The following is a 16409-nucleotide window of genomic DNA, read 5'->3' on the forward strand; positions in this document are numbered from 1 at the left end:
GGTGAAGACTTGCGGTCCGTCAGACTGCCCATCATTTCACGGCCCTATTTATCTCGATATTCTCTACAGCGTTTTCCTGCAGATTCCATTTGGTCATGATCGCGTCGTAGATCCCGTTTTCCTTCAGGACCTCGAAGGCCTGAGCAAAGACATTTGCCAGAGGCGAGTCTTTCGGCGTGATCGCACCCTGATACAAGCTGTCGAATCCGTTTCCCTTTCCGACACCCGCCAGCTCCAACTGGCCACCGGCCTGGTCCACGAAGTACGTCAACGGTGCCTGAGAGGAAAAGAATGCGTCGGCCCGTCCGGACTGAACGGCCAGAATCGAACTGGGCTGATCCTTGTAGGACTGCACTTCGATGGCGTTCTTGCCGGAATCGGTGCATTTCACCGACTGTCCATTGATCACCTTCTCGGCGGAGCCCGCAGCCTGCACCGCGATACGCTTACCGCAGGACGTGTCGAGATCGGTGATGCCTTCCGGGTTTCCGGCCTTCACAGCGAATACAACGTGTTCTTCGATCCAGTCGATGAAGGTGCCCTGCTTCTGCCGCTCCACGAAATCCCCCTGAGGACCGAGGTCGATGTCGTAACGATTTGCCTGCAACCCGGCGAGAACTGTTGCTATTCCGTCCACCGTTTGGTGATCTATCTGAATTCCGAGCACCTGCCCCAGCGCGGTCTGCATATCTGCCGTAGCGCCGGTGACATTCGTACCGTCGATTATCACGTAAGGGGGAAAGGAACCCGTGTTGACCGACACAAGTCGACCGGAGGCCTGCACATTCTCCGGCAACTGGTCGTGCAGTTTCTGATCGAACTCGGCAACGGAAACGGTGACCGACTCGTTCGTTCCGGAAGTGGAGTTCACGTTTTCTGCTCCAGTAGGCTGAGTGCAGCCGGTCAAGAGTGCAACGCCCACGACCGGTGCGGCCAATACAGAGACTATTCTTTTCATCATTGTCCTTCGAGGTTGGATGATTGCAGTTCTGGATCGAGTGCATAGGGAAACAGTTCGCTGATGTCGAGCGGTTCGGGCATCAACTGTTGAGCTACCAATTCGCGCTGAAGTGCGTCGATCATGGTTCGCGATCTCGATATGCCATAGGGCATCCAGTCCTCGCCGAATGTCTGTACGGATCGAGCGATCGCCTGATTCTGCAACGGCAACACATCCTGTAGTTTGTGCCTTCTCTCGAAGCTGAGCAGTTTTGCACGCTCGAACAGGTTCACCAATTGCTGCGCAAACCCAGGTCGACTGTCCAGAATCTCGGTCTTGATGCCGAGGACATGGATTCCGGGAACGAATCCTGTTCCAGCGTAATAGTTGGCCTCTTCATCGTCCACGTCTCGATAGAGGGTCCGAAATTGCGACGATCGTGAGAAGAAGCCACCGGGCATGAACGGAGTCATCACTGCGTCCAATTTCCCTCGAGCGAGCTGCGACATCAGCGACTCGTCGTCGATCGAGTCCGTCACGTTCGCGGGCAGGGCGACGCCACCTGTACGGTCGAAAATCGGGTGGTCCGCGGTGAGACGCCCCAGCGTCCACTCGGCCTCGGACATGTCCACGCCGTCCGACCGCACGATCGCTCGCGTCCACACGTTCCCGGTGTCTGCCCAACCGGTGAGTCCAATGCGCCCATTACGCAGTTCGGATGCCGATTCCAAGCGCGACGACTTCGACGTGATGATGCATCGATGGCGAAAGCCGGTCATCAGGAAGATGGGGAGTGCAGTGATCGAGTGGTCGCCCAGCGCTCGTGCCCGAATGTATCTGCTCAACGATGCCTCCCCGCCGTCGATCGTCGGATCGAGCCAGAGATCGGGCGTCTGATCCTGGAGGACGAGGCGAACGCCCTCGATCGACACGTCTCCGAGCGCGACGGGAACAACGTGATCCCACCTCCGTGACGCAAGGTTCACTGTGGGCACCGGGCCTCCTTTAATGCTGAACTTCGATTGATGAAGGTAGGTTACGTCCGATGACAAAGGCCTGTTTTGTTACTGATCAAAAAGGAGAAGCGCTGTGCCGACTGGACATGAGCCCGCAGTTTCCGCAGCCTGGTTGTGCGCGCAGCTGACCGAGATGTCCGCACCCGAACTCGCGTCCTGTGTGCACAGGTTGGTCAAAACCGGTGACATTCCGCGAGGGAGCGCATTACCGACGGTGCGCGCGCTCGCCTCCCGGATGCACGTTAGCCCCGCAACTATCTCGACGGCATGGGGAATATTGCGACGCCAGAACGTGATCGACGGATCCGGACGGCAGGGAACATGGGTCGTCGACGGGCATTTCAAAGTGGGTCCGCCCCGCTACGAAACAGTGGGCAAAGAGTGGCGTGCCGGGGTGCTGGATCTGACGCTTGCCCCACCGGATCCGGCGTTGCTACCGGACCTGGCGACGGCCGTGCACCGGTCTGGAACCGAACCGGGTCTCAACTCGTACAGAAAAGAGTCCATCACCGATCGACTCCGAGACGCGGTCTCGCCCAGTTGGCCCTGGGAGACAAGCGCATTGGTGTCGGTGAACGGGGGATATCATGGCCTCCTGCTCGTCACCAGTGCCACCGTGGTGGCCGGCGACTACGTCGCCGTTGCAGATCCATCCGCGCCCAGAGTTCTCGACATACTCGACCACCTCGGTGCTCGGATGATCCCGATTCCGTGCGATAGCCATGGGCCGGATCCGGTGGCACTGAGCCGGGCATTGGAACGGCGTCCGGTTGCGTTCCTGTACGAGCCCCGCGCGAGTTCACGAATGGGAGTGTCGGTGAACGCGGCGCGAAGAGACGAGCTCGCCGGCATATTGAGGAAGACGGACCTGACGATCATCGAGCAGGACGACATGGGGGAAGTGTCCGACGCGATGTACAACGGCCTCGGACCGGTTTTTCCCGAGCGGACGGTGCTGATCCGTACCTACTCGAAATCGCACGGACCGGACCTGCGCCTCGCGATTGTCGGAGGTGCCGGTGAACTGGTCGGACGCGCCCACGATCTGCGCCAGTTCGGCGATCGATGGACCTCGCGACTCCTACAGAACGCGCTCGCGTGGATGCTGACCGACGGTGATACTCGAAAGCTGATCGCGGAAGCCAGAACTGAGTACAGAGCACGACGCGAGACGTTGGCCGCGATGTTTGCACGCGAAGGCATCACAGTCTCCCCCGGCGACGGATTGAGCGTCAACGTGCCCGTATTCAACGAACGCGCCTCGCTGCTCGCCCTGGCTTCTCACGGCATCGCAGCGAATGGTTCGTCGGGTAGTTCGATCCGCAGAATCGAACCGTCTCTCCGCCTCGCCGTAGGAGCCAGTTGGGAACTGCGCGATCAGATCGTGGCCGCGTACGCGGCGGCATCCGGTGCAGGTCGGTGACGTCATTTCAGCTCGCTGAGCAGCGCCGATAGATGTCCCCTCTAGCACCCCTCGAACGCCGACGTCATTCGAGGGCCGAGAGCACGCCGTTGCCAATGCTGAGTTTCACGCCGGATGGCGGACACCGATTTGTTAGGGCCGAGCCCGAACGCAGGGCAATCGATTCCGGCCGCATCGTCGCCGAGGTCATCCGTGAACTGGGCATCGGCGGAGGACTGTTCGACTGTTGGGTCGACGACGAACGTCGGCGGATCGAAGCCGCCCCAGTATCCGGGGATCAGCCGCTCACGGCCGCGGATGCGGAACGCGCCGAGCTGGCAAGTGTATGTCTGTACTTCTTACCGGAGCAACTGGTCACATCTGCTCGACTGACCAGCGTCCCTCGTCGCTCAGGGCGGCGACGTCGTGGCGCTCGTCCGCAGCGACGCGAATGCCGAGCGCGCGTGACGGCCGCTGGCAAGGCCTCACGATCGCCTCGCAACCGGGAATGCTCCTTCCCTACTGACACCCGCGTCTGACGAGCGTTCGTGATTCCCGATCCAGAAAAACACCCGGTCACAATCCCCAACAGCCGATGCGAGCTTGGGACGCCTCGGGTAGACCCGCCTCCCGGCTGTACATCGGATCTACCTCCGATGCATTCAGTCGGATGGAGAGTCGAAGATGGCAACTGCTCGCGTCCATCCCGCCGAGGCAGCTTGTATTTTGACTGGGAAGCACGAGATCTCGAACCCGGTGTGAGGTAGTTGCTCGAGCCCGTTGAGCTTTTCGAGATGGCAGTAGCCGATTTCGCGTCCGACACGATGGCCTTCCCAGATGATGGACGGGTCGTGTTCGGCGGCGTACCGGACGGCGGTGTGCACGAAGGGGGCATCCCAGCTCCACGCATCGGTCCCGGTAAGGCGTACTCCCCTCTCCAAGAGGTAGAGCGTGGCATCGCGGCCCATACCGCAACCGGAGGCGACGTAGTCGTCTTGGCCGTAGCGCGCGCCGGCCGAAGTGTTCACGACGACAATTTCGAGCGGCGACAGTTCGTGCCCGATGCGGGTCAGTTCGTTCTCGACGTCGGTCGCTGTGGCGACGTATCCATCGGGGAAGTGCCGGAAGTCGAGTTTGACTCCGGGTTGCAGGCACCAGTCGAGGGGCACTTCGTCGATGGTCGCTGCCGGCTTCCCACCGTCCATCACCGCGGAGTAGTGGTACGGCGCGTCGAGGTGGGTTCCGTTGTGGGTGGTTGCGCGCACCCATTCGTATGCCCACCCCTCGCCGTCCGGCAGATCCTCCTTGCTCGCGTCGGGAAAGAACGCGAGTAGGTCCTTGACGGTGTCTGCGTGGGTGTAATAGTCGATGTGGGGTCCGAAGCCAGGAGGATCGGACGCTATTCCGGTTTGAAGCGGCGCGGAGATGTCGATCAGTTTTCGCATCGGTCGTTCCTTATTGTTCACGAGATCATGAGTTGCGGACTTTTCATTCACTGTGGGCACTGCCGATCAGTGGTCCACGTGGGTCGTGCACCGTGAGGTGACGCTGTCGGTGGCGTTCTCCCGGACTTCTCGCTGTTCGGTTGTGTCAGAGGTGTCTTCACGTCAGAACCCCGATGACAGCGGTTGGACGTCGACACCGGGAACAATCGTCTGGCGCACTTGCCCGAGTCCTTGACCGGTCAGGGTGACGACGTCACCGGGGCGTAGCCAACGTCCGAAATCGGCGAGCTCGGGGGTGCCGACGTGTTCGAGCAGACATCCGCCGGGGACGGTTCCCGAGCCGACCACCTCACCCGGGCGCAGATCGACCCCGCGCGAGACGAAGGACACGAGTTCGCCGAAGTCCCAATCCATTTCATCGAGGGTGCCGCGGGTGATCTCGTCACCGTTGACCGCGGCGGTCAGCTCGAGAGCGATCCGGCCGTCGCGCCGATAATCCTTGAGCTCGTCGACGGTGACCAGAGCGGGCCCGAGGGTGAGCGCACTGTCCTTGCTCTTTCCCATTCCGATGCCGAGGGCGAGATCGCGGAGCTGGTGGTCTCGTGCGGTCCAGTCGTTGAACAATGTGTACCCGACGATGTGTTTTTCGGCGGTGTGCGGATCGAGGTCGCGGCCACCGCGGCCGATGACCGCTCCTACTTCGAGTTCGAGATCGAACATGGTGCTGCCAGGGGCGACCGGCACGTCGTCGTAAGGGCCAAGGACGGATTCGGCGTTGGAGAAGTAGAACGCCGGGATCTGCGACCACGCCTCGTGCAGTTCTGGGCTGCGTCCCATCGCGCGATAACAGCCGCGAAGGTGGTCGAGGAAACACAGTCCGTCTCGCACCGACGGAGGCCGTGGTAGCGGTGCCAACAATCGCACCTGATCCAGCACGCGGGTTTCGTCGGGGGATCGTCTCGCCGACTCGCCGGCTTCGGTGAGGGCATCGTCGCCGGAGTTCAGAATCGAGAGCAAACTGACACCGGCGCGGAGACCGCGCACGGTCTCTCCGTCGATGATTCCGGTTCGCGGGCCACTGCCGGCGTCGTAAGTCACGAACTTCACCGGCTCCCCCTCCCTGTCGAATTCACCGCATCGATGCAGCGATGCACGGGTGAGCAGTGCCATTGTTCTGTCATCACCGCGCCACCACTGCCGTTGCTTGGATTGCCTGTTCGTGGAAACTGCGCGTGAGCGGCTCGATAGCGGTGAACGCACCCGGTGGGGTCCCGGGAAGTTCGCGACCTGCATCCCTGAGTCGGCCGAGGATACGTTCGGACGCTGCATCGACTTCCGCTGTCAGCGACGTCCGATCGGTCACTGTCAGGATCCCGTCACGTTTGACCACCCGACCGTCGACGATGACCGTGCGCACATCAGCTGCAGAGGTCTGAAACACCAGCGTGGCATAAGGATCGAGCACAGGATGCTGTTCGAGAGCGGGCCCACCGATGATCTGCAGATCGGCACGTTTGCCTGGCGTCAATGAACCGATGCGGTCACCGAGTCCCATGGCCTCGGCGGCGTTGACGGTGGTCCATTTCAGCGCTTCCCGCGCGGGAAGCGCGACTGCATCGGGCATCTGTCCTGCTGCGTTGATCGGGTCGGCTGCGTCCGCGCGTGCGCACGAGAGACCGAATCGTAGTTCGTGCCACAGGTCGCCGCTGTTGAGGGAGATCACGTCGGCCGAGAGTGTGGGGGCGATCCCATGTTGCTCGCAGCGCTGGAAGACCGGTCGACCGAAGCCCATGTTCATTTCCGTCTGCGACGAGATCGACACTTTGCCGCCGCTGCGTGCCAGGGCTTCCCATTCGTCGTCGCCGAAGCTGCAGCAATGAACGTGGACCATGTCCGGGCCCAGCAAGCCCAGTTGATCCATTTCGAGGATCCCGTTGCACAAGGCGCTGCCGAATACGCACCCGGCGTGGTTGACCAGCAGGGCTTTTCGCTCACGGGCGGCTGCCAGTTCCGAGACCGTATCCGCCCATGGGAGGCCGAAGATCTCCGACAACGAGACGCCCAGTGTGAGTCGCCCGTCGGACGCGAAGTACGTATCGGCGATGCGGTGGAAGTCTGCGAGACGTGCAGTGTGATCTCCGAATTGCGATTGTGCGGGGGAACTTTCGAAGAATCCGTAGCAGAACGATGCGCGTATGCCTGCTTGCAGCAGGCCCTGAACGGCACCGTCGGAGTGGTCGGGGGTGTTGTTGCAGTGCGAGAAGTCCAGCAAAGTGGTGACACCGCTGTTGAGTGCGTCGACTGCGCCGTAGAAGTTGCCCAACCGGACGTCGTCGGCTGTGTAGGCCGGAGAGATCCCCAGTCGCATACCGAAGTAGTAATCGCCGAGGGTCCAGTCACTGCAGACGCCGCGGAAGAGTGACTGCCATGTGTGCCGATGAGTATCGATGAAACCGGGCAGCACGATGTGGTTCGAGGCATCGATGACCTCGGCGTCGACGACCCCGAGGTTCGGTCCGATTGCGACGATCGTGTCGTCCTCGATCAGCACGTCTGCCGAGTCGAAGTCGCCGAGCGCGGGGTCCATGGTCAGGACTCGTCCGTTGCGGATCAGGGTGCGGTGCGTGCTCATTGTGACCTCCGGCGAAGTTGGTGGATATTGTGATCTGCGGCATTGCGCGTCTTCATCGAAGTATGCTGACCAGCACCAGCGAAGATCATCAGGCAAAAAGGTTGCGATCTCCTGGGCTCGGAAGGGCGCACGACGGTACGGACTCGGCGGTGAACATCTGTGGACATACGGTCCCTTCGATATGCGCTGACCCTGGCCGAGGAACTGCACTTCGGGCGCGCCGCCCAAGCTCACTTCATCGGCGCGCAACCGTTCGGTCGACGCATCCAGGAACTCGAACGCGAACTCGGGACGGATCTGTTTCTGCGCACCAGTCGCAAGGTGGAACTCACTGCAGCCGGCCGGAGATTCCTTCCGCGTGCGAATCGAGTGCTCGCAGATCTCGACGCCCTGATGTCGGTGCGTGAGGGTGAGCGTGCAGATTCGGTGCTGCGCGTCGGCGTCCTGGGATTCGGGCTGGCCGATAGCTGGTCGGCGACTCGTCAACTACTCGAACGGCACCACCCCCAGCTACAGCTGTCCTATGTCGAGCTCGATTGGGAAAACCAGTACGACGCAGTACGAACCGGAGAAGTCGACGTGGCAATCCTGCACGATGTCGGGGGGGCCGAGGACCTCCGAGTCGAGCAAGTGATGGGGATCGAACGATGCGCCGTCGTTCCCACCGAATCGGAACTCGCAGACGCAACCCGTCTCACACCCGATGAGATCCGCGACCGGCCGTGCATCAGACCGATAGGACAACCCGGCCTCACTGCGTGGGCAGCGGGCCGCTACCCACTGCACGGGGCCGAAGTGCGCTCGCCACTGAACATCCCATCGGCAGTAGCGATGTCGGGAACGATCGGGGTGTACGCCGAGCCCGCACGGCGCTACCTTCCGAACCCCGACGTCCGCTACATCGCGCTCGACGGGCCACCCGCAATCATCGCCCTGGCATCACGACGGCAAGACCACCGAGAGGGCACCGCCGCATTCCGCCGCGCCGTGCAAGCAACAACCACGCTCTACGACCTGGCCAGTACAACCGAGCCGCCCGATGACACGAGCACAGCACATGCGACGCTTTAATCGCCTTCTTCAGGAGTCCGAGCCGAAGCGTCAATGCCACCCGAGCTTTCAGAATCTCCTGGTCACCGATGCATTGGGCTCGACGAGCTATCGACGACGAATTGCCCTGCGCGACAGAGTGAGAGGCACCTGACTGAGCCACGCACAGCGGCACTTCGAACGGAGTTTTCAACCGGCCATAGCACGCAGACGATCAGGAAATGTACCGAGAGTGGTCGCACGAGCGACCGCGGGTACTTCTGGCAACCCCTCGCAGCTATTGCATGAAAGTGTCGGAGGTATCGGTGCGCAGGCGCTCCAGCGAGCTCGGCGACGGCAAGTAGGCGAGTTGATAGCTGGTTGGAACTGCTGCGATGTCCACCTCGTGGGCGAAGACTATCGGGGACCAGCCGAGACGGTGACTGGGCACATGCGTCGATGGTGGGCCTTACTTCGATCATTCGCCGGGTTGCTGCGCTACTACCTCGACATTAGCGTTTGCGAACTGAGCCCGGAGTACGTCTTTGCGGATCTTTCCGGTCGGGTTACGCGGGATTTCTTCGAACACAATATATCGCTTCGGGATCTTGTACCGGGCGAGGTTGACACCGAGCGCTGAGGCGAGTGATTCGGGGTCGACGGTGGAGCCCGCCGAGACCGTGATTGCGGCCAACGCCGACTCGCCCCATTTCTCGTCGGGCACACCGAACACCGCGCAGCCCTCGATACCCGGCAGCTCGAGTATCGCTGCCTCGACTTCCGCTGGATAGATGTTCTCTCCTCCGGAGATGATCAGATCCTTGAGGCGATCGACGATCGTGACGAACCCTTCGTCGTCCGCGACACCGATGTCACCGGTGCGGAGCCAGCCGTCGTCGAACACGTCCGCGGTCGAATCGGGCCGACCCCAGTACTCCTTCATCACGTTCGGGCCATGAATCTGAATCTCGCCTCGTTCACCGGGTGCCACCGTGCGCGAGGTGGCGTCGACGATTCTGACGTCGGTGAACGTGTGCGGTACGCCTGCCGTTCCCATCTTCCGTTCGGCGTCGACCGAGGTGAGAATCGTTGCTCCAGGACCACTTTCGGTGAGACCATAGCCCTGACACATCTTGATACCACGCTCGGAATACGCGCGCAGAGTCCGCGGAGGAACTGGTGCCGCCGCCACCACGATCCGTCGCAGAGCAGTCAGATCGCAAGGCGTCTCACGTGAGCAGCATGCTGCGCTGGTGCTCGAGCGCGGCGGCGATCCCTCGTTTGTGCAACAGCGCACCAACGCCGACGGTGGGCGCACCCTGTCGTGGAGCAATGACACGGTGGGTGGTGCGGAGCTCAACGACTCTCTCGAAGAGCAGCGACAGGCGTTTCGGAACAAATTCGGCCGAGACCTCGGGCCCAACGATCCGTTGTTCTTCGACCCAGATGCCGACACGCCGCAGGGGATCAGCGAGGAGACCCTGTTGACCGACGTGGACTCCCTGATCGACAAGGCCATCGCGGCAGGGGAGAACCCCGCCTACTTCCAAGCATGGCGCGACACCGGATTCTTACTCACCGAACACAACATGCACCTGTTCTCTGCCTCGGACATCGACGAATGGAACGACGCGCTCGAACAGCATTGGGACGAAGCGACATTCGGGCCATTCGACGACGCGCCTTAGGCCAGACGACGCAACCTAGCGGATGCGGGTAGCGGCGGACCAGTCGATGGGGCCAGTGGATCGTCGCCGAGCCAATTTGTCGTCTTCGTCCAGGACCCGCTGCATGGCCACGAAGTCGTAACTCGCGTCGCCTGGCGTTCGCCGGGAGCTGGGTGGCGTGTCGATGTACTGGATGGCCATGACATCAGGGCGATCAGCTGTGCCCAGTGTTCCGTCACGGACGATCAACACTGCGTACTCGCGGACTACGCAGCTGGTGTTCAGGCAACGAAGGTGAAAACGTGAACGATCAGTGGCGACGTCGTTTTGCGAAAGTCGGCTGTCCATCTCACCGCACCAAAGGCACGGAAAGTCCTCTCCGCGTTGGGTTCGGACCCATGGCTCAGAACCGGCGAGCCAGTCGTCGTACCTTCCATTGACTGTGCGGTGGCTCGTGGCACTCTGCGGGAAATGTGTGAGCGTGCGGACATCGGCTCTGCTGGATGTGCCGATCATGTTCCCGCTCAGTGCAATCACCGCGATCTCGCGGGCATCGCAGCCACTGTTCTCGCAGTACAGTTCGAACCGAGCAGTGTCCTCCCGTTCATCGCCGAAAGAGGCGATGAGATTCGGGTGGCCACAGCAGTAACAGACAAGTCGACGCTTCCGCTCTCGGAACCAGGGAGTTCCAGGCACTGCCGCGGGGAGCCTGGTGTCTACGGCCCGCATCGCGGAGGGGAACGGCGTACCTCGATTGGCGGCCTGGTGCAGGCGTGCGGCCTTCTTCTGAGCATTGTTTTTCGTCATCGTTCGTCCTCTACCGATCAATCGGCAATGTCCCGCACACACCGCCGTCAACGGTGAAGGTATGCCGCGGATCCAGAGGACCTAGCCCTCGAGTGCCGAAGAGCGATGCGGGCGCTCAAGTGGCTCGGGGTCAGCCACACGGCGTGGCTCTGCCCACAGAGTAGCCGGAGATTCCTGCGGCAAGCAAGGGCAGGGGAGGCGAGCCAGTGCTCGTTACCCTCTCCGCGTACGTATTTCGCGATGAAGACGGATGGCGGCGTTGTGGGCGGCTGGGCACTGTTGGCCGATGTACTGGCGTATCCCCATCCGTGTGAGCGTTGCGCCCAGACCCCGGAACTGGGTGTGAGCCATTGCTGCCAGGGCTCTGACACGCGCGGTGCAGAGAACGTTTGGCCACCGATTAGGAACCAACCGTCGATCTCGTGAGACGCATCCTGACGGCCGGCAACGGGCCGTCAGTAGCCGTCGGAGATCGCAAAGAGTCGGGCAGAAGCTTCAATCCGAACATCTGCAGACTGTGTTCACGTCAACGGGTCGCGGCGGCGTCAGAGCCACGGACTCTTTTGCATGGATGAGTGAATGCAGTTGCCTGTGCGCCATCCTGTAGAGGTAGTCCTATGAGAACGCAGGAGGACTTCGAGAACTGGGACAGCTTCGTCGAAGAGCAGGGGGTGGAATACCGCACCCAGGCTCACGAGCTCGATCGACGGTACGGCTCGGACTTTCTGCACTTCGTCTGCGCATGCGACTACGAGTACGGCTTCCATAATGTCGTCCCCACGGAGCAGCAGCGAACTGTCGTCGCCGAGATCTACCGGCGCTCGGAAGCTTTGGCCGAGATTGCCGACCACCATGAACGCCGGATTGCCACAGCACGAGAGCTCGGAGGGTACGTCGACGAGCTCGCCAGTACGCGGTCGACAGCTTGGCACCGATCATGCGGCGGGACGGTCCCCGATCTGATCGACGACGGGAGTGCCGAGTCGGCGCTGCAGCTGCTGGCTGGAGATCTTCTGGGCTTTCGACTTCTGCCGACTCACACTCATATAAACGCTGTGCTCGACAGCCATCCCGGTTACTCGGTGCTCGCGGACCGGCTTGCGGGTGACAAATCGCTAGTCGCCATCTTCGAGGAGGCTCTCGCGGGTCTCCCAGAGAGTGACGCTGATCCTTTCGTATCGCATCCGTGGCACGCGACCCTGCTGCCCCTGTGGTCGGACGGAACGTCGCAGACACTTCAGTTTCACGATTTGATCGGTGTCTTCGTAACCAACGCGCGCGTGTCCAAATACGCTGCCAATGATTGCATCGGGCAGGTACAAGCTGCTGCTGTCGCTGACCTTCGCCTCGCACGAGCCCTATCTGCAGGTGAAGTGGTATCTGTTCCGACCTATGTAGGTCTAGCCGGGGTGCGTCTCAGTGACGGAAACGATGTCATCGGACTCGAGGGAATGAGGTTGCGCCGCAGCACTCCCCTCGATCCAGGGTGCTTGAATGCGACCACACAGGTGTGGACTGTGCTCGAAGTCGATACTCCGTTTCGCCACTTGCGCAACGATATTCAGGACAGCGCCACAGATGAGTCGGGATTCCCGGGCTTTACGCCTCAGCGCGAGGAAGACACAGAGGTGATCATGGAGTCTCTACGCGCACAGGACGATCTCATGGAGCGGCTGCGGTTCGCATTCCTGCTTTCGTCGGGTCCGGACGAGGAGATCGTCACGACGGAGGTGTTCCGCGTTGTCTCCAATCCGATGGTGGGTGCATCGGCTGGCCAGCCATTCGATCTGCCCCACAACGCCTCCGCCGTCGAACTGTCCGAGGGCGTATCTGAAGAGCTCAATACCTGGTTGCCGAGGGTAAAAGCCATGCCTGACCAGCTTGTTCTTTCCATGAGGAGGCTTCTGCGAGCTGCAGCCGAACGAAGCGATCTCGTCGATAGCCTGATCGACGCAGTCGTAGCGTGGGAAGGCCTGTTCGGCGCAAATCCGGAAATCAAGTTCCAAGTGACCGGTGCCGTGTGCGTACTCCTCGAAAAAGATGACATGGACAACCGTGCTGAGCTGAAACGAAAGCTCGGAAAAATCTACGACATGCGCAGCAGCTTCGTCCATGGAGCAGTCCAGGTCGGTGACAAGAAGATGGCGATCGACACCGTCGCGCATCACGCATCCCAGGCGGTTTCGTTGGGCTTGAGAGCGTTCAAAGAAGTCTTGCTTCGGCCCGATCTAGCGGAAATCCAGGAGTCGAGGCTTCGTGCTCAGAAGGTTCTCCTCGGGTTCTAACTCTGGCACCGGGTCAGCTCCGTGCTCGACACAGTACGGGCGCTGCATCCGAACGCCGTAGTCGAGGGCGGCCGGACGCCCTTCCCTCGGGTGCCTAGACGTCAAGGGCTAACAGTAAACTCGTTCGTTTCGGTCGACGGCGTCAGCAAGATCTATCTCACCATCGTCACCGGCGTCGACAACGACGTCCTCGTCTACGAGCATCCACCCGAAGGATTTGCACCTGTTGTGGACGCAAATTCGTAACAAGCGACGCAGACGCCGTTGCACGGGCCAGAGCGTGGAGTCGTCCCAGCCCAGCCCAGCCCAGCTCAGCTCAGCTCGTGAGGTGAGCTGGGCTGTTGTCTACCACCGGCAACGGCGCAGTTGTCGGCGCTACGAACTCGACACGGGAATCTACCGATGCAGCACGGTCAATGCCACTACCGTCGACCCATGACTGCACCAAGAAGTACAGCCCACGACTCAGCGCTCAAGACCATCGACCTACAGATTGCCTCCCTGTCGAGTGGGGCCCCGGCTGCTGGGCCGGGCCACTCGGCGCTATCTGAAAGTCAGATCGACAAGCGTCTCTCCGGGCTGTTTGGCGACCGCACAACGCTGCTCGAGCACTGGGACGCCCATGCCAGTACTCATCCTGAAGGAGCGACCATTTGTGGCCAGCCGCAACCCTGCCCGCAGGCCTTGGGGATCGTGCAGAAATATCGGTAAAGCCTGCATTTGCAACGGGAGGCGTCACCATGACCGACTGTTGTCACATCGAGCATGACGCGTTCTCCGGGCACCCCTGTTAACAACGACAATCATTGCTGATAACAGATCTTATGTCAGGTCGAAGCTAGGAAGCGTTGTCCGAGAAGGGATTTCGCCGCGGTGATGGCAGCAGCCCCGATGAGCCTCGTCGATGCTGGTGTCCCATCCGACTGACATGCCATGTCGAAGCCGTGACACAGCCGCATTCGGGCCAGCTGTGCAAATCCCACCAGCCTCGATGTGCAGCAAATGCCAGCGCCAGCGGAAACGGTTCTCCTGCAACGGTTCGAGGAATCGATCCGACCTTGCCCAGTGCAGGTTGGCGAGATGCGCCGCTTCGACACACTCCAGAGAGAACCGGGCAGTTCGAGCCTCTACGATGGGGACCGTGGGGTTGCTCAATGAGACACGCTGGTCGGACTCGCCGTGGATCTCGTCGGTGTGGACTAGTCGCAGCGACAACGTCAGCGACATGACGGCTGTCGCATGCGAGACGTGGGGGCTGGTGTTCTGGGAGCAGGACGGAACACGATCGGCAGCGGTTGTCGGCCCCGAAACCCGAACAAGCACGGCCGCGGTACCCGAAGGCGCGCGGTTCACCGGTATCCAGTTCACTGTGGGCACATCTTTGCGCATGGCACCAACACCAATGCTCGTCGATTCCGGTATTGAGTTGCCCGACACCACTACGGCACGGTTTTGGCTCGATGGCACTCGGTGGCAAATTCCTGGCCCCGACGACGCGGAAGCGTTTGTGGCGCGCCTGGTCCGAGACGGAGTTGTCATTGCCGACTCACTGGTGTCCGCATACCTGGCCGGGAACCCAACCTTTGTTGCCAGTCGCACACTCGAACGCCGATTCCGCGCCGCCACAGGTCTCACTCGGGGCGGCCTCGAACAGATCCGACGTGCGCGACGCGCAGCCGAGATGCTCGCAGGACGCAGCGACGTCGCCGGCGTGGTTGCAGCGCTCGGCTATTACGACGAACCGCACCTCGCACGAGGTCTGCGCCGTTTCGTCGGCCGCACCGCGGGGCAACTCCGCGACGGAATCGGTGGCCCGATCGCGCTCGAAGGGTCAGCGAACGACGTCGTAGACGACCTTCATGACCCCGTTGGCGTACGCGGCGGACTCGCGTAGTTCCAGCCGCTGTTCAGGGCGGCGTGAGTGGGCGAACAGATTCTTGCCCGCACCGAGGACGACGGGGAACACAAGCAGGTTGTATCGATCGATCAAGCCTGAATCAGCAAGGCTGCGGGCCAGTTCGCCGCTGCCGTGGATGAAAATTGCACCACCGTCGGTTTTCTTGAGATCGGCTACGTCCTGAGCCGAACGAAGAACAGTGGTCTCGCCCCACCCCTCGACGAGAGCGTCGTCATCGAGCGTCGAGGACACCACGTACTTGGGAAGGTCTCGGTAGCCGGCGTGGTCTTCGGAGTTCACCCAGATCGGCGCGAACGCCTCGTAGCTGCGTCGACCGAACATCAACGCGGTCGTCTCCGAGAGCTCCTCACCCTTCAGGGCGAATGCCTCGGGAACGAAGTCCGTGCGGGCAACCCAACCCCCGCTCGGGTGGCCCTCGGCTTCACCGCCGGGAGAATCCAGCACGCCGTCGACCGACACGAAACCCGTCCATACCAACTCGCGCATCTTGCTCTCCACTTCCTGTGCGGATAAGGCCGCTGATCGGCCGCCCGGACACTTCGTTCGGGCCGGAATCACTGTAGAAGCAAAGAAGGCCACGGTCTTGGACGAAAACGACATCACGCGCGACAAAGTTTGCAGGCATCGACCTGCCGGGCGACAGATCACACGCGTTTCGCCCACCCATGCAGACAGGAGGCAACACGGCGAACATTAATACTCAAAGTCACCAGCAAACTACCGCATATTGTTGCACCGCAATACTTCTCATTTCACGGACATTATGGGGATTCGCAGTTGTCTCGTCAGCGGGCTGCAGTTCGGCGACTATGGCAACATGGTTGGCTCCCGCACGGGCTCCCCCGCAGGGTCTCCCTCAAGGCCAGTTCCGAGCATGGCTGGAGGAATCGAGGCGAACGGGAGCCGACCACATCTATGGCTAGGCCACCGGTCGGCCGTGCAAGGCTGGGTGCAGTTCACAGTCGGCATTCGTCTTGCGAACAAGCGAATCGGCTCGCGCAGAATGAAAAGCGTTGCTGTGCAAGCTATTTCGTCTGGAGGGCTTTGCGGGCTTTGCGCTCGACGAACAGAGGGACGAAGTCGCGGATGGAGTTGCCCTCGAAGCGGGCGTGCTCGGCGGCGATGGTGCCGTCGATGACCGATGCCGGTACATCGGGGAACAGCGCTGCGAGGCGATCGCGGACGGCATCGATGTGCTCGTGTTCGGTGGTGGTTGTCATTGTTCCAACGATCCGCTCTTCTCGGGGTGAGGTCAACAGGAGTTCCTG

General features: G+C 61.4%; 13 protein-coding genes. 5 read left to right on the top strand and 8 right to left on the bottom strand.

Annotated features, from left to right (window positions below):
- Nucleotides 1-31 precede the first annotated feature (31 nt).
- Together CH306_RS02480 and CH306_RS02485 are read right to left on the bottom strand one after the other, a co-directional pair.
- Nucleotides 32-937 (bottom strand): ABC transporter substrate-binding protein, encoded by a 906-nt coding sequence (locus CH306_RS02480; protein WP_218829656.1) that lies wholly within the window; start codon nucleotides 935-937, stop codon nucleotides 32-34.
- Nucleotides 938-957: 20 nt separating this feature from the next.
- Nucleotides 958-1935, bottom strand: a complete 978-nt coding sequence (locus CH306_RS02485) for a GTP-binding protein (protein WP_143545346.1) — start codon at nucleotides 1933-1935, stop codon at nucleotides 958-960.
- A gap of 94 nt (nucleotides 1936-2029) precedes the next feature.
- On the opposite strand from CH306_RS02485, the gene CH306_RS02490 reads away from it, so the two are divergent.
- Nucleotides 2030-3379 carry an aminotransferase class I/II-fold pyridoxal phosphate-dependent enzyme gene (locus CH306_RS02490; RefSeq protein WP_143544507.1) on the top strand — a complete coding sequence of 450 codons (1350 nt, stop codon included), beginning with the start codon at nucleotides 2030-2032 and terminating at the stop codon, nucleotides 3377-3379.
- 641 nt (nucleotides 3380-4020) lie between these two features.
- Here the strand turns inward: CH306_RS02490 and CH306_RS02495 are convergent.
- The 3 genes from CH306_RS02495 to CH306_RS02505 all read right to left on the bottom strand — a co-directional run bounded on the left by CH306_RS02495 (nucleotide 4021) and on the right by CH306_RS02505 (nucleotide 7435).
- Nucleotides 4021-4803 (bottom strand): cyclase family protein, encoded by a 783-nt coding sequence (locus CH306_RS02495; protein WP_094645586.1) that lies wholly within the window; start codon nucleotides 4801-4803, stop codon nucleotides 4021-4023.
- Between the two features lie 162 nt (nucleotides 4804-4965).
- Complete coding sequence (locus tag CH306_RS02500) at nucleotides 4966-5910, bottom strand: fumarylacetoacetate hydrolase family protein (protein WP_094645803.1); 945 nt, start codon at nucleotides 5908-5910, stop codon at nucleotides 4966-4968.
- A gap of 73 nt (nucleotides 5911-5983) precedes the next feature.
- Nucleotides 5984-7435, bottom strand: coding sequence for an amidohydrolase family protein (locus CH306_RS02505; protein ID WP_094645587.1), 1452 nt, complete (start codon nucleotides 7433-7435; stop codon nucleotides 5984-5986).
- A gap of 159 nt (nucleotides 7436-7594) precedes the next feature.
- Here CH306_RS02505 and CH306_RS02510 point away from each other — a divergent pair, with 159 nt between their 5' ends.
- Nucleotides 7595-8506, top strand: coding sequence for a LysR family transcriptional regulator (locus tag CH306_RS02510; RefSeq protein ID WP_094645588.1), 912 nt, complete (start codon nucleotides 7595-7597; stop codon nucleotides 8504-8506).
- Between the two features lie 436 nt (nucleotides 8507-8942).
- On the opposite strand, the gene CH306_RS02515 is transcribed toward CH306_RS02510, so the two are convergent.
- Nucleotides 8943-9803, bottom strand: coding sequence for an AMP-binding protein (locus CH306_RS02515; RefSeq protein ID WP_256981033.1), 861 nt, complete (start codon nucleotides 9801-9803; stop codon nucleotides 8943-8945).
- Here CH306_RS02515 and CH306_RS29430 point away from each other — a divergent pair.
- The 3 genes from CH306_RS29430 (at nucleotide 9718) to CH306_RS02535 (ending at nucleotide 15117) form a co-directional block, all read left to right on the top strand.
- Entirely contained in the window at nucleotides 9718-10152 is a 435-nt protein-coding gene (locus CH306_RS29430) for a hypothetical protein (protein ID WP_256981036.1), read from the top strand. The genes CH306_RS02515 and CH306_RS29430 overlap by 86 nt on opposite strands.
- Nucleotides 10153-11555: 1403 nt before the next feature.
- Nucleotides 11556-13223, top strand: a complete 1668-nt coding sequence (locus CH306_RS02530) for a HEPN domain-containing protein (RefSeq protein ID WP_094645592.1) — start codon at nucleotides 11556-11558, stop codon at nucleotides 13221-13223.
- Nucleotides 13224-14448: 1225 nt separating this feature from the next.
- Nucleotides 14449-15117 (top strand): helix-turn-helix domain-containing protein, encoded by a 669-nt coding sequence (locus CH306_RS02535; protein WP_256981016.1) that lies wholly within the window; start codon nucleotides 14449-14451, stop codon nucleotides 15115-15117.
- Here the strand turns inward: CH306_RS02535 and CH306_RS02540 are convergent.
- Nucleotides 15055-15627 (bottom strand): dihydrofolate reductase family protein, encoded by a 573-nt coding sequence (locus CH306_RS02540; protein ID WP_094645804.1) that lies wholly within the window; start codon nucleotides 15625-15627, stop codon nucleotides 15055-15057. The genes CH306_RS02535 and CH306_RS02540 overlap by 63 nt on opposite strands.
- Nucleotides 15628-16166: 539 nt before the next feature.
- Nucleotides 16167-16361 (bottom strand): three-helix bundle dimerization domain-containing protein, encoded by a 195-nt coding sequence (locus tag CH306_RS02545; protein ID WP_094645594.1) that lies wholly within the window; start codon nucleotides 16359-16361, stop codon nucleotides 16167-16169.
- Nucleotides 16362-16409: the final 48 nt, after the last annotated feature.

Source organism: Rhodococcus sp. 15-725-2-2b (assembly GCF_002259075.1).
Taxonomy (GTDB): Bacteria; Actinomycetota; Actinomycetes; order Mycobacteriales; family Mycobacteriaceae; genus Rhodococcoides.